General features: G+C 43.0%; 13 protein-coding genes and 1 other annotated feature. Of the genes, 3 read left to right on the forward strand and 10 right to left on the reverse strand.

From position 1 onward, the window contains the following. Positions 1-842 precede the first annotated feature (842 nt). A complete protein-coding gene (locus AC27IJ_RS03250) occupies positions 843-1,610 on the reverse strand; it encodes an EFR1 family ferrodoxin (RefSeq protein ID WP_487147431.1) in 768 nt (255 codons plus the stop codon). 138 nt (positions 1,611-1,748) lie between these two features. Between AC27IJ_RS03250 and AC27IJ_RS03255 the strand changes: the two genes are divergently transcribed. Beyond that, positions 1,749-2,087 (forward strand): winged helix-turn-helix transcriptional regulator, encoded by a 339-nt coding sequence (locus AC27IJ_RS03255; RefSeq protein WP_312446621.1) that lies wholly within the window; start codon positions 1,749-1,751, stop codon positions 2,085-2,087. Positions 2,088-2,364: 277 nt separating this feature from the next. On the opposite strand, the gene rplT is transcribed toward AC27IJ_RS03255, so the two are convergent. The 3 genes from rplT to infC are packed head-to-tail and all read right to left on the reverse strand — an operon-like array spanning position 2,365 to position 3,470. Continuing rightward, on the reverse strand, positions 2,365-2,721 hold the full coding sequence (gene rplT / locus AC27IJ_RS03260) for a 50S ribosomal protein L20 (protein ID WP_013272955.1): 357 nt from the start codon (positions 2,719-2,721) through the stop codon (positions 2,365-2,367). Positions 2,722-2,750: 29 nt separating this feature from the next. Further along, positions 2,751-2,948 (reverse strand): 50S ribosomal protein L35, encoded by a 198-nt coding sequence (gene rpmI, locus AC27IJ_RS03265; RefSeq protein ID WP_013272956.1) that lies wholly within the window; start codon positions 2,946-2,948, stop codon positions 2,751-2,753. Between the two features lie 24 nt (positions 2,949-2,972). After that, a complete protein-coding gene (gene infC, locus AC27IJ_RS03270; RefSeq protein ID WP_310580503.1) occupies positions 2,973-3,470 on the reverse strand; it encodes a translation initiation factor IF-3 in 498 nt (165 codons plus the stop codon). Between the two features lie 367 nt (positions 3,471-3,837). Here infC and AC27IJ_RS03275 point away from each other — a divergent pair, with 367 nt between their 5' ends. Further along, positions 3,838-4,251: an EamA family transporter gene (locus AC27IJ_RS03275; RefSeq protein ID WP_312446628.1), complete on the forward strand. Its 414-nt coding sequence runs from the start codon at positions 3,838-3,840 to the stop codon at positions 4,249-4,251. Between the two features lie 65 nt (positions 4,252-4,316). On the opposite strand, the gene AC27IJ_RS03280 is transcribed toward AC27IJ_RS03275, so the two are convergent. From AC27IJ_RS03280 to AC27IJ_RS03305, 6 genes are all read right to left on the reverse strand, one after another. Continuing rightward, positions 4,317-4,631 (reverse strand): DUF1540 domain-containing protein, encoded by a 315-nt coding sequence (locus tag AC27IJ_RS03280; RefSeq protein ID WP_312446630.1) that lies wholly within the window; start codon positions 4,629-4,631, stop codon positions 4,317-4,319. A 125-nt stretch (positions 4,632-4,756) separates the two neighbouring features. Next, a complete protein-coding gene (gene thrS, locus AC27IJ_RS03285) occupies positions 4,757-6,718 on the reverse strand; it encodes a threonine--tRNA ligase (protein ID WP_313155447.1) in 1,962 nt (653 codons plus the stop codon). A gap of 115 nt (positions 6,719-6,833) precedes the next feature. Then, positions 6,834-7,051 (reverse strand) — a binding site (T-box leader). Between the two features lie 67 nt (positions 7,052-7,118). Further along, positions 7,119-8,030, reverse strand: coding sequence for an AEC family transporter (locus tag AC27IJ_RS03290; RefSeq protein WP_313258243.1), 912 nt, complete (start codon positions 8,028-8,030; stop codon positions 7,119-7,121). 84 nt (positions 8,031-8,114) lie between these two features. Beyond that, positions 8,115-9,185 carry a branched-chain amino acid aminotransferase gene (locus tag AC27IJ_RS03295; protein WP_312446634.1) on the reverse strand — a complete coding sequence of 357 codons (1,071 nt, stop codon included), beginning with the start codon at positions 9,183-9,185 and terminating at the stop codon, positions 8,115-8,117. Between the two features lie 102 nt (positions 9,186-9,287). Beyond that, positions 9,288-10,199 carry an acetamidase/formamidase family protein gene (locus tag AC27IJ_RS03300; protein ID WP_487147437.1) on the reverse strand — a complete coding sequence of 304 codons (912 nt, stop codon included), beginning with the start codon at positions 10,197-10,199 and terminating at the stop codon, positions 9,288-9,290. A 12-nt stretch (positions 10,200-10,211) separates the two neighbouring features. Continuing rightward, positions 10,212-11,576: an MATE family efflux transporter gene (locus AC27IJ_RS03305; RefSeq protein WP_487147439.1), complete on the reverse strand. Its 1,365-nt coding sequence runs from the start codon at positions 11,574-11,576 to the stop codon at positions 10,212-10,214. 236 nt (positions 11,577-11,812) lie between these two features. On the opposite strand from AC27IJ_RS03305, the gene AC27IJ_RS03310 reads away from it, so the two are divergent. Further along, entirely contained in the window at positions 11,813-12,478 is a 666-nt protein-coding gene (locus AC27IJ_RS03310) for a nucleotidyltransferase family protein (protein ID WP_487147441.1), read from the forward strand. The last annotated feature ends 6 nt before the right edge of the window (positions 12,479-12,484 follow it).

Below are 12,484 nucleotides of genomic sequence, written 5' to 3' on the forward strand. Positions count from 1 at the left end.
TTTTGAGCCTCTATGACAGCGCCTATATTATCTATTAGAAATGGGAAATGAGGGAATGTTATTCATTAAATATAATTCTTACTTAATGCAAGTAAAAACTTCATACAAGCGCATTTTTGACACAAGGGTTATTAGGGGAATGAACTTATGATAAAAACGCGACATGGCGGCAACCTCCTATTGCCGCCATATCTCGTAAAATAGGTGCAACTTACCAAGCCTTGAAAAGGTTCTGTTTTTGCGATTTTCCTACTCTGTAAGGCGTTTGAAATAGCCACATAATGTAATTCCATTACCACGCCATAACGCCGTACTGTGGTTAAACGGTGGAAAATATACCTTAAATTTCCATATTTCGCCGTTTTCGCCTCTGAAATGATGTTGGTAATGCTTTACCGCTACTATTACGTTGGAAAATTTTAATATGGCAAAAAACAGACGCATTTTTATTTTTCCTGTTCTTTGGACGAGGCCAGGGCGCGGGGTGGAACCCCGAAAAAAACTTGCGATCACCGCCACGCCAGCGTAGCCGGTTTTGCCGTAGAATAGAGTGACGGCAACGGGGCAGGATTGTTAAATCCTGTTCCCCGTTGTCGGCGGCGCAATGGCATGGCAAAAAGTCCCGCCAGTCAAGGGTTTAAGGCGGAGATTTTCCCTTGCGGGAAAATTCTGCCTGCCCCTTGATTGGCGAGATAGGTGAAGCGGGGATATATGTGCTGTGATGTTTTCTCGCAAATAAAAAACAGGAATACCGATTTTTCAGTATCCCTGCTGTTGTGTTGGCGGCTCTGTTTCAATTCCCGCCTTTGTGCCCTTGTCTATATATGACACTCATAATAGACTTAAATATTAGGATTAAAATACCGCCCTCTTTTTTCTGTTTTATCTCCATATTGAATGGCTTGGACAGGACAGCGATGTATACACGCCATACATTTCATGCATTCTTTACCCCATGTGGGAGAGTCATTTTTTAGTTGAATGTTTTTAGTCGGGCATATCCGTTCACACAAGCCACAGGAAATGCAATTATTTTTAACATGAAATTTCTTCGTTCCTAAGCAAAATTTATTAAAATATGGATTGATAATCTGTGTTCTAAACCAAGGAAAACTACCACCATAGCAATCAAATATATCCTCTGTTTTTTTTGATAAAAGATTGCTTATATCGTCGATCCTTTGTTTAGCCTGCTCCAGCTTTTTATTTTCTAACTCTTTTGAATCTAAATCATAATCAACAATATAATTATTGGGCATGAAAACAGAAAATCCACTGTTTAGTTTGATTTTTTGTTTTTGTAGATCTGATGACAGAACGTTCATGGCTTGCCCAGCATGATCACCGCAAGTACAGACTGCAAAAGTATAGTACTCATTACTATTGGTGATTACAAAATTTTTTATAAACTCCAAAACTATTTTGGGAGGTGCCCAGGCATAGATTGGAAATACAAATCCAAGCTTTTCTCCCTGCTTTAAAGTGAATGAGAACGATTCACGTTTTTCTTTCATAAGCTCTGCAATGGATAATATTCGTTCGTCTTGAAGTTCAGCCAGCTTTTTCGCCACCCATAAGCTGTTCCCTGTACCTGAAAAATAAAATATCATACTTCACTCTCCTTTTAATTTTTAAGATTTAGTGTTACTATATTTTATAAGCTCTTTAATATCATTATATTTTTAAGATACATTTTTACAAGTACGCACATTTTTGTGCCCTAGAAAAATAATTTTGAGGTGGTTAAAATGAATACAAGTGAATGGTACGATGGCTCATGCGATATGGTTAATGCTTTTAATTTTATTTGCGGGAAATGGAGACTCCCCATCTTATGGTATTTGTCTCAAGGGAATCTTCGATATAACGAGCTAAAGAGACAGCTTTGTGGTATTACAAATATTATGCTCACCCGTTCTTTGCAGGATTTAGAAAGCCATGGAATGATTTGGAGAAAACAACACTCCGAAATCCCTCCACACGTGGAATACGGATTAACTGACCAAGGAAAAAAAATTATTCCTGTTCTAGAAGCTTTAGAAGATTGGGGAGAAATGCAAGTGAGATTCGAAAAAAGAGTTGATTAAATTGACAATATATCCCTGAACCAGCCCTTAAGGGCTAATAATCTATGTATATTTCTCTTCTGTTACCAGCGTCAATGACAATTACCACCAACAAAACAACAGAAGATCTCCTTGCAGAAATTAATAAAATCCCTGCCAAGTTCTAAACGTGCTTGTATATTGTATGCATATAATTTATATTACTCGTACATCACGAATCAAAGTTTACTCACTTTCGGTACTTACGGGCATTAAAAAAACCCCGTAAACACGAGGTCTCCGAGGTTTGAATATGCGATTAAGCCACTTTGGACTTAGCCAGTTCTGCTAATTTAGTGAAGCCTTCTGCATCATTTACTGCCATGTCAGCCAGAACTTTTCTGTTTAAATCAACTCCAGCTAACTTTAAGCCATGCATAAACACGCTGTAAGATACACCGTTAATACGTGCTGCAGCATTGATACGGGCAATCCATAACTGTCTGAACTGTCTCTTTCTCTCTTTTCTGCCTGCATAGGAGCTAGTTAATGCTCTCATAACGGACTGCTTTGCTACTCTATACTGTTTGGAACGAGCGCCTCTATAGCCTTTAGCCATCTTTAACACTCTGTTATGTTTTTTCTTAGCGTTCATACCGCCTTTAATTCTTGCCATCGGTTTTTCCTCCTTCTTAACTTAAGATCCTATAAATATGGTAAAATCTTCTTCATTACTTTTGCGTTGGTAGCATCGGTAACGATATCTTTTCTAAGATTTCTTTTTCTCTTAGTTGATTTCTTAGTTAAGATGTGAGATTTGTAAGCTTTATTTCTTACAAGCTTTCCTGTTCCTGTAACTTTAAAGCGTTTTGCTGCTGATTTGCTTGTTTTTAATTTAGGCATTGTAATTTCCTCCTTGATAACGTTCTACTGGCGTTTTGCATTCAAAAATATAACCATGCTTCTTCCTTCCACCTTAGGTGGCTTGTCAATAACTGCGATATCTGCTAACTTCTCAGCGAAATCATCCAGAATATACCTTGACTTTGACATATGCGCCATCTCACGACCTCTGAAACGTAAGGTTACCTTAACTTTATCTCCCTTTTCGAGGAACTTCCTTGCGGCGCTCATCTTCGTGTTTAAATCGTTGGTGTCAATATTAGGAGATAAACGAACTTCTTTTACTTCGATTACCTTCTGTTTCTTTTTAGCTTCTTTTTCTTTTCTTGCCAGTTCATAACGATATTTACCATAATCGATAATCTTACAAACCGGTGGTTTTGCAGTCGGAGCAATTTTAACCAAATCCAGTTCTGCTTCCTTTGCCATCTGCAAAGCATCTCTGGTAGATATGATCCCCAATTTCTCTCCGTTTTCACCAATCAACAGAACTTCCTTATCTCTGATCTGTTCATTAATCATTAAATCGCTAATTGTCGTGCACCTCCATCATATAGTGTGTGTTGGCTGGAATCCACATTGCTTGCCCATAGGCATAAAAAAAAGTAGATAGACAAACGCTATCCACCACCAAAGTCTCTATACAGTACACCTATGTACCAAAGGCTATGAACCAGGGACACTTACTCGTGCCGTGGTGAGGCGGATACCTACTTTCCTGTTTGCTGTTTTCACAACTTAGATAATGATACTATATATTTATCTATCTGTCAACATATTTTTTCAGAACACTGCGTTTCTTTCCTTTTAAGGTTTTTCTTGCAACTTTCCATCCGCCGAGCTACAATGATAGTATGTAATAAAATAAATGAATCAGGAGGCGCCTTTTATGTGGTTTGTTTTCGCTCTTCTTTCCTCCGTTTTTGCCGCATTCACTTCCATTTTGGCTAAAATGGGAATCGAGGGAGTCAATTCTAATCTGGCTACGGCCATTCGGACGGTTGTTGTGGTACTCATGGCATGGCTGATCGTTTTTCTCACGGGAGCCCAGACCGGTTTCTCTGATATCAGCAAAAAAAGCTGGATTTTTCTCATCCTGTCCGGCATTGCCACCGGCCTCTCCTGGATTTGTTATTACAAAGCCCTTCAAATAGGAGAAGCTTCCAAGGTGGTCCCCGTAGATAAACTAAGCATTGTCCTCACTGTGATCCTGGCATTTCTTATTCTCCATGAACAGTTTACCATAAAAAAGCTCATAGGCATTCTTTTGATAACGGCCGGAACCTTTGTCATGATTTTGTAATCCATTTGTCTTCTGAAACAAAATGCGTCAGGAACTTCTCCTGGCGCATCTTATTTTTTAAATTATTATCTGGTTTTAAAGGTTGAACATTCCGTATGCTCTGATGCGCTCGCACCGTCTCCTGCGATTCCAATATGCTCTGCCGAACAGTGACGGCCTTCATTGTAAACGCAGTTGGTGGCTTCGCAGTCCACTTCCAGACGGCTTTCCGGGGTCTTGAATAAGTTATGGAAGGAACCGTCCTTATTCTCATCAAAGCTTCCGCAGCAGGTTTCATAGCTGTCCTTTGCCTGGGATCCTTCTACGATGATGGCGGCCTTGCAGCAATAATTATCTGAATTGTGGAGACAGCTTGTTACATTACAATCTAATTTTGTCATGGCTTATTTCCTCCTGGCATTCTTACCTAAGATAATGTTTCAGGACTAGTATGCACGCAGCGGAAGGAAAATATTCTCACGAATATTTCCTCCCGCTTCATACCCATGCTTTGAGCGTTTAGATTTTATTTTGCTTCTTCTGTTACATTTACCTTTTTGATTTCCTTTGTGCGGATCTCACGGCAGATATCATCAATGAATTCGGAAAGCGGACGCTGTCCTTCATCACCGTTAAAGCGGCTGCGGACAGACACTACTCCCTCTTCTTCCTCTTTCTGCCCAACTACCAGCATATATGGAAGCTTTGACAGACGTGCCTCACGGATCTTGTATCCGATTTTTTCTGCACGCTCATCAACCGTTGCAAGAACACCGTTTTCCTTTAACTGAGCCGCAACTTTTCCGGCATAATCATGGTATTTTTCAGAGATCGGAAGGACACGTACCTGCTCCGGACATAACCATGTCGGGAATGCTCCTTCGTATTTTTCAATCAGCCATGCTAAGGTTCTTTCATAGCAGCCCATGGAAGTTCTGTGAATGATATAAGGACGTTTCTTTGTTCCATCCTTATCCACGAAACTCATATCAAAGCGGTCTGCTAAGAACATATCAAGCTGAATGGTGATCATGGTATCTTCTTTGCCATATACGTTCTTTGCCTGAATATCCAGCTTAGGCCCGTAAAACGCCGCTTCTCCGGCAGCTTCCGTATATTCGATTCCGATGTGGTCAAGGATCTTGCGCATCATGCCTTCCACTTCATCCCACATCTCCGGTGTTCCCAGATAATGATCCGCTTTATTTGGATCCCATTTGGACATTTGATAAGTTACGTCGCCTTCCAGGCCAAGTGTTGTGAGACAGTATTTTGCCAGATCCACACAGCCCTTAAATTCCTCTTCAATCTGATCAGGACGCACGATTAAGTGGCCTTCGGAAATGGTAAACTGGCGGACACGGGTTAATCCGTGCATCTCGCCGGAATCCTCATTGCGGAACAGAGTAGAGGTTTCGCCGTATCTGCATGGCAGGTCACGGTAGGATTTCTGGCTCTGTTTATAAACATAATACTGGAACGGGCAAGTCATTGGGCGGAGGGCAAATACTTCATCATCCGTTTCCTCATTTCCCAGAACAAACATTCCTTCCTTGTAATGATCCCAATGGTCGGAAATGATATATAAGTCTTTCTTTGCCATAAGAGGGGTTTTTGTTCTCATATAGCCCCGCTTCTCTTCCTCATCCTCAATCCATCTCTGCAGGGTCTGAACAATCTTTGCACCCTTTGGCATCAAAAGAGGAAGTCCCTGGCCGATTACATCAACCGTTGCGAAAATCTCCATGTCACGGCCCAGCTTGTTATGATCCCGGTTCTTGATGTTTGCTAAATATTCCAGGTATTCATTCAGCTCATCCTTTTTGGCAAAAGCAGTTCCGTATACACGGGTTAGCATGGCGTTTTTCTCGCTGCCTCTCCAGTATGCTCCTGAGGAAGAAGTGAGCTTAAATGCCTTGATGGATTTTGTGCTCATAAGGTGAGGTCCTGCACAAAGGTCTGTAAACTCTCCCTGGCGGTAGAAGGAAATTTCTGCTCCCTGGGGAAGGTCCTGGATCAGCTCTACCTTATAAGGTTCGCCCTTTTCCTCCATAAATTGAATTGCTTCTTCTCTTGGAAGGGTGAAACGTTCAATTTTAACCCCTTCCTTTATGATTTTTTTCATCTCATCTTCGATTTTATCCAGATCTTCTCTTGAAAAGGAAGGGATATCAAAATCATAGTAAAAACCATTTTCAATGGAAGGCCCGATCGCAAGCTTTGCCTGGGGATACAGCCTTTTTACGGCCTGTGCCATGATATGGCTTGCCGTGTGACGGTAAGCAGAAAGTCCTGCCGGATCATTGACCGTGAGAATGCTTAAACTGCTGTCCCCTTCAATGACGGTCCTTAAATCCACAACCTTTCCATCCACCTCGCCTGCGCAGGCATTTCTAGCAAGGCCTTCGCTTATATCAGAAGCGATGTCAATCACTGACATTGCTTGTTCATATTCCTTGACTGAGCCATCTTTTAACGTAATCTTCATTTGCCATCAATCTCCTTTACCTATTATTGTTAAATGTTTTGTTTGTCAAAGGGGGGATTTCCCTTTGCCTCATTGATTAAAATAAAAAAAGCCCCTTTCTGCATGTTTCCATACAGAAAGGGACGATTCTATTCAAAGAAATCGCGGTTCCACCCTACTTGAGTGAACAAATTAAATGTTCAAACCACTTCTTATGATGATAACGGAATCACCGTTCCCCATTATGGGACGCTCCAAGCTGGTCTTCTCATATCATTCCCGTAAGACGCTCTCACCAAACACGCCTCTCTCTGACCTTTCCTGATATGATACTTGTCTTGTCAATGCTTTTTCTATATTGCTTTATAACTTTAGATTATAACACGGTTAAGCCGTTTGTCAAGCGTCATTAAAAAAAATATTACAAAAGAATGATCAGGGCTGCCGTAATCGCAGCTATGCTGATTATAATTGACAGAGAATTGATTGCGCTTGCCGTCTCGACATCTCCGTTTAAAGCGCCGGTAAAAGCAGGCGCCACCGACGATACAGGGCCAAGAGACACGATCGCCAGCGCCCGGCGCACATCCAGATCAAAAGGAGTCAGGCAATAAAATCCAACTGCCATTAAAACCGCAATGATATACCTTACCCCTAATATTCTAAAAATGTGGCTCATCTTTTCCTTTTCCATACGGATCTCAAAACCAATACCAAGCATTAAAAGAGCAAGAAACGCATTGGCCCCTCCTGCCGTATCCGCAATGGTGATCAAAACAGTAGGCAGCTTTATATTTAATATGCTTAAAAGAGTCATAATGACATACGCATCAAAAGGAGCCGAGGAAAACAGCTTAAGCACCGCCTTTTTTACGGAAGGCTTTTCTTCTTCTCCTATCACTATGCTGGCCAGAGTATACGTCATTCCAGTACACATGACTGCATTCCCGGCATCAAACAGGCTTGTCGCCGCAAATCCAACCGGACTTAAAAAGCTCTGTACAAAAGGCATGGTAAAGTTTCCCACATTATATCCGGACATGTTGATCATTGCAAAGGCCCTTGCTTCCTTTGATCTTCGGGCATCCAACATATACCCGGCGGCAACCGTCACACAATTGCACAAAAATCCAATTGCGCATATAAAAAGAATGGAATAATCCATGGTGATCCTGCTGAAATTAGAAACAATGGCTGCCGGAAGAGTGATCTTGATCACAATACTGGAAACCAGGTAAAAATCCTTTGCCTGAAAAAAACCTGCCCGTTTGAGCAGGTATCCCAAAATAATAATTGATACAAATGCAACTGCCTTTATCAGTACCGCTGTCATATCCGGCTCCCTTTTTTTCTGTCGTTCTTCAAAGCTTCCGGCGGCGCTTTTTACAGCCCCGCCGGTTAAATACTTAAAAAGATTTTATTTTACTTCCACAGTCCAGCCTTCCAGTCCTTCTACCTTTCCCAGCTGAATACCAGTAATGGCATCATAAAGCTTCTGGGTCAATTCTCCGATCCTACCGCCTCCCACAGACATTCTCTCTTCCTCAAACCGAAGCTCACCAACCGGGGATATAACAGCTGCCGTACCTGTGCCAAAGCATTCTTCCATTGCTCCGGATCTTGCTGCAGCAACCACTTCATCAACCGAAATCTTACGTTCTTCCACAGCCACTCCCCATTCTTTGCAAAGAGCAATAACAGAATCCCTGGTAACACCTGGAAGGATGCTTCCGTTTAACTCCGGTGTAATGACCACGCCGTTGATCTTAAAGAAGATGTTCATGGCTCCTACTTCTTCGATGTATTTCCGGTAAACGCCGTCAAGCCATAACACCTGGGAATAGCCTTCGTCATGGGCCTTAACCTGGGAAGCCAGGGAAGCAACATAATTTCCACCGGTCTTTGCCTCACCAATGCCGCCCTTTACCGCTCTCACATATTCATCCTCGATCCATATTTTGACCGGATCAAGACCGCTGGCATAATAGGCCCCAACAGGAGATAAAATGATCATGAACTTGTAGGTATTGGAAGGCCTGACCCCCAGGAAGGGATCGGTGGCAATCACAAAGGGCCTGATATAAAGGGATGTTCCCGGTTTTGTGGGGATCCAGTCCTGATCCACGCTCACAACAGTTTTTAATCCCTCTAAAAACAAATCTTCCGGAATCTCCGGGATACAAAGCCTGCGGTTGCTTCTGTTTGCACGTTCAATATTCTTATCCGGACGGAACAGCAAGACCCGGCCGTCCTCTGTTTTGTATGCCTTTAAACCCTCAAACATCTCCTGTCCGTAATGGAATACCATGGAAGAAGGGTCCAGCTCCAGTTTATGATAAGGCACGATTCTGGGGTCACACCAGCCCTTTCCCTCTTCATAGTCCACCTCAAACATGTGATCCGTAAATATGGTTCCAAATGTCAACGGATTATCTTTGCCTGGTTTTTCTTTCGGGCAAGTTGTTTTTTCGATTCTAATTGTCTGCATGTGTTACTCTTCCTTTCCCTTACCGGCATATCTGTCAGTTTTTATAATTTGTCTATCATTATCTTCCAAAAAGGGGTAACTGTCAAGAAATTTCAGCCTTTTTTACTCTACCGAAATGGAATCAAAACCATAACTTTGGGTTATATGGCGAGGAAGTTCCATTCTCACCGTCTTCATGGGGTTTACTGTCTGGCAGATGGCAAGGTCCCCGGTCATGGTAAGCAGCATGCCGGCCTCTTCATAATCCATCCCCACCTTCTCCTTCATGAAATCATACATCTGCCTGGCAGCCGCCCGCCAGGCTTCCTCTACCTGGTCTCTGGACGCAAGAGTGATAAGCTTATCTTCTGTTTCGATCATTGGATAGGTAACGCAGTTTTTATTCCTCACTACGCTCACACGGACAATAGCCCGTCCTTCTATCTCCAGACCGCAGTCCTCCACTTCACCGTCTCCCATAACAGCATGAAAATCTCCCATGGACAAGAGAGCCCCCTCCACAAATACAGGAAGATACAGGGCTGCACCCTTTTTAATCTGGGTACAATCCATATTTCCGCCGTGATCCATGGGGGTGATGGTAGAAACGCCCTCGCCTGCCGGAGCCACCCCGATGACGCCGATCATGGGTTTCACCGGGATTTTGACCTTTTCATTGAAATAAGCATATCCTCCCTTTACAGGCACCCGCTTTAGTACCTTCTCAGGGAATTCCTCCTTTTCGCTTCCGCTTCCAGGCCCAAGCATGACAATTCCCACTGGACCCATCTCAATATCCAGAATATCGATTTTAAGCATATCTCCCGGCATCGCTCCCTCAATGTAGAGAGGCCCTGTTGCCGGATTTCCCGGCTTCCTTATTACATTTTCAAAGGTCGCCTCTTCCGGAAGAAACTGGTTTGTGAAGCAGTCATAGGTCTCAAAGGCCACGATCTCTCCTGCCCTGACCTTGTCACAGGGCGGATTCTCCTTTGCAAGAACATTTGTAATATAATCCCTGGTTATGGTTTTCATACTTTTCTCCTTTTACTGTTTTCTTTTTTCACTAAGCTCCGGCCATATGGTCGCCAGCATGGTTATAAAACAGGCTCCGCCTCCGATGAGATTGGAAACCGGCTCCGCCATAAAGACTCCTGCCGCCCCGTTTCCAAGCAAACCCGGAAGGATGAGGATCAGAGGAATCACGATCACCACCTTGCGGAAGATGGAGAAAAATACCGCTTTTTTTGCTTTTCCCAGAGCCACAAACACAGACTGGCCGGCAAACTGCAGGGACATGAAAAAGAAGCCGAAGTAATAGATCCGCATCGCCGGAACACCTGCTTTTAGCAGTGCTTCTTCCTGATTGAAAATCCGGATAAAAAACTCAGTAAAGCCATGGACCAGCCCCCACATGACTGTGGTATATGCAATGGAAACTACCGATGTAAAAATAATAGCCCGTTTTACCCGGTCATATTTTTCTGCCCCGTAATTAAAGCCCATGACTGGCTGCGCACCATTGGTAATTCCACTTACAGGCATGGATATTACCTCCCGGACCGAATTGATGACAGTCATAACTCCCACATACAAATCGCCGCCATAGCGCTGTAAGGAAGCATTATACATGATCTGCACCATGCTGTTGGTAATAGACATGGTAAAGCCTGACATTCCAAGGGCAATGATATTTTTCACCCTGTGTTTTCTCAAACGAAAGCAGGAGGTCTTAAGCTTTAAAATCGCTTTCTTTCCTGTCAGGAATTTAACAATCCAGAGAGCAGAAAGAAACTGAGATAATATGGTGGCAAGGCCCGCGCCTCTTACCCCCATATCCAGAACAAAAATAAATATGGGGTCTAAAATAATATTGGCAACCGCTCCCAACAGAACCGTCACCATCCCCATCGTTCCAAATCCCTGAGAGTTGATAAAACTGTTCATCCCAAGGCCGATCATAACGAAAACATTGCCAAGCAGGTAAATGCTGATGTATTGATCCGCATACGGATAAGTAAGATCGCTGGCACCAAACAAATACAGCATGGGCTTTTTTAAAATCAGACCCAAAACGGTAAGCCCCAGACCAAAAGCCACCATGAGGACAAAGGAATTACCCATGATCTTTTCCGCTTCAATATCATTCCCCCGCCCCCTCTCAATGGAGCACAAAGGCGCACCGCCCATGCCGAATAAATTAGCAAAGGCTATGACGATGGAAATAATGGGAAGGCACAGGCCAAGTCCTGTTAATGCCATGGTCGCATTTTCCGGAAGCCTTCCTATGTAAATTCTGTCAACGATGTTGTAAAGCACATTGATCAGCTGAGCCAATGTCATAGGGACGGCCAGCTTTAATATGTTTTCCACCACGTTTCCTTTTGAAAAATCATTCTTCGTATCTGTCATTTAAGTATTATCTCCTTACCTATTTAATCATAACATCATCTTTCTGATTTTGCATCCAGTTTTTCCCCTTAAAATCCTTAAATGACATTAAATACCTTGTTATCAGAGTTTCCTATCCCCCAAAAAGATTTATATTCCTTAACAATTCTGTCAAGATCCTTGTTATAAGAACTTGCCCGGCATCCGGCTGCATGCTATGATTGAAACAGATATTTATTTAAGGAGGAGGACCCTATATGAAAATCCGCCGGATTGGCGGGGTAATTGAAGCCGCCAGCAAAAAAGATGCGGAACCATTGCTGCAGATCGGGACAATCCCCATAATAAAACGTATTGTAATATCCTTTCAACAGGCAGGCATTTTTCCCATTGTAGTCGTAACCGGAGCAGAGGAGGATGAAGTAAAATACCAGTTATCCAGCTATGGCGTGATCTTTATCCGCAATGAGAATTGTGAACAGCCGGAGCTTATTGACTCCGTAAAAATAGGCCTGAAATATTTACTGGGAAAATGTGACCGTATGGTTTTTACACCGGTAAATGTTCCCATGTTCACACCGGCCACTTTAATGCTGACTTCCATAAAATATGGTCTTCGCTCCATGCCCCATTGCAAAGCATTTTTCCTGCTTCCAGGTGACATGCCGGTCGTTAAAAAAAACACATTCCTTAAACTTTTAAAAGCCCGGCCAGACAACCACCCCTCTGTCCTCTTTCCCACTTTGGGAGGATACAGGAAGCACCCTCCCCTGATCGATTACAGATTCCGCGATATCATAATGCAATTTGAAGGAGAAGGCGGTCTGCGGCAGTTATGGAAACAGCAGGAGGAATCCATCATCCACGTACCGGTGGATGATGACGGCGTATGGATGGATCTGGATACCTATGGAAGATTATGAAGTCCG

Source organism: Lacrimispora sp. YZC11 (assembly GCF_057543815.1).

Bases quoted from the DNA above. Each gene is read 5' to 3' on its own strand.
- AC27IJ_RS03275 (WP_312446628.1), top strand. From the start codon at position 3,838: ATGTGGTTTGTTTTCGCTCTTCTTTCCTCCGTTTTTGCCGCATTCACT.
- infC (WP_310580503.1), bottom strand. From the start codon at position 3,470: ATGATTAATGAACAGATCAGAGATAAGGAAGTTCTGTTGATTGGTGAA.
- AC27IJ_RS03255 (WP_312446621.1), top strand. From the start codon at position 1,749: ATGAATACAAGTGAATGGTACGATGGCTCATGCGATATGGTTAATGCT.
- AC27IJ_RS03250 (WP_487147431.1), bottom strand. From the start codon at position 1,610: ATGATATTTTATTTTTCAGGTACAGGGAACAGCTTATGGGTGGCGAAA.
- AC27IJ_RS03280 (WP_312446630.1), bottom strand. From the start codon at position 4,631: ATGACAAAATTAGATTGTAATGTAACAAGCTGTCTCCACAATTCAGAT.
- AC27IJ_RS03305 (WP_487147439.1), bottom strand. From the start codon at position 11,576: ATGACAGATACGAAGAATGATTTTTCAAAAGGAAACGTGGTGGAAAAC.
- AC27IJ_RS03290 (WP_313258243.1), bottom strand. From the start codon at position 8,030: ATGACAGCGGTACTGATAAAGGCAGTTGCATTTGTATCAATTATTATT.
- AC27IJ_RS03310 (WP_487147441.1), top strand. From the start codon at position 11,813: ATGAAAATCCGCCGGATTGGCGGGGTAATTGAAGCCGCCAGCAAAAAA.
- AC27IJ_RS03295 (WP_312446634.1), bottom strand. From the start codon at position 9,185: ATGCAGACAATTAGAATCGAAAAAACAACTTGCCCGAAAGAAAAACCA.
- rplT (WP_013272955.1), bottom strand. From the start codon at position 2,721: ATGGCAAGAATTAAAGGCGGTATGAACGCTAAGAAAAAACATAACAGA.
- thrS (WP_313155447.1), bottom strand. From the start codon at position 6,718: ATGAAGATTACGTTAAAAGATGGCTCAGTCAAGGAATATGAACAAGCA.
- AC27IJ_RS03300 (WP_487147437.1), bottom strand. From the start codon at position 10,199: ATGAAAACCATAACCAGGGATTATATTACAAATGTTCTTGCAAAGGAG.
- rpmI (WP_013272956.1), bottom strand. From the start codon at position 2,948: ATGCCTAAATTAAAAACAAGCAAATCAGCAGCAAAACGCTTTAAAGTT.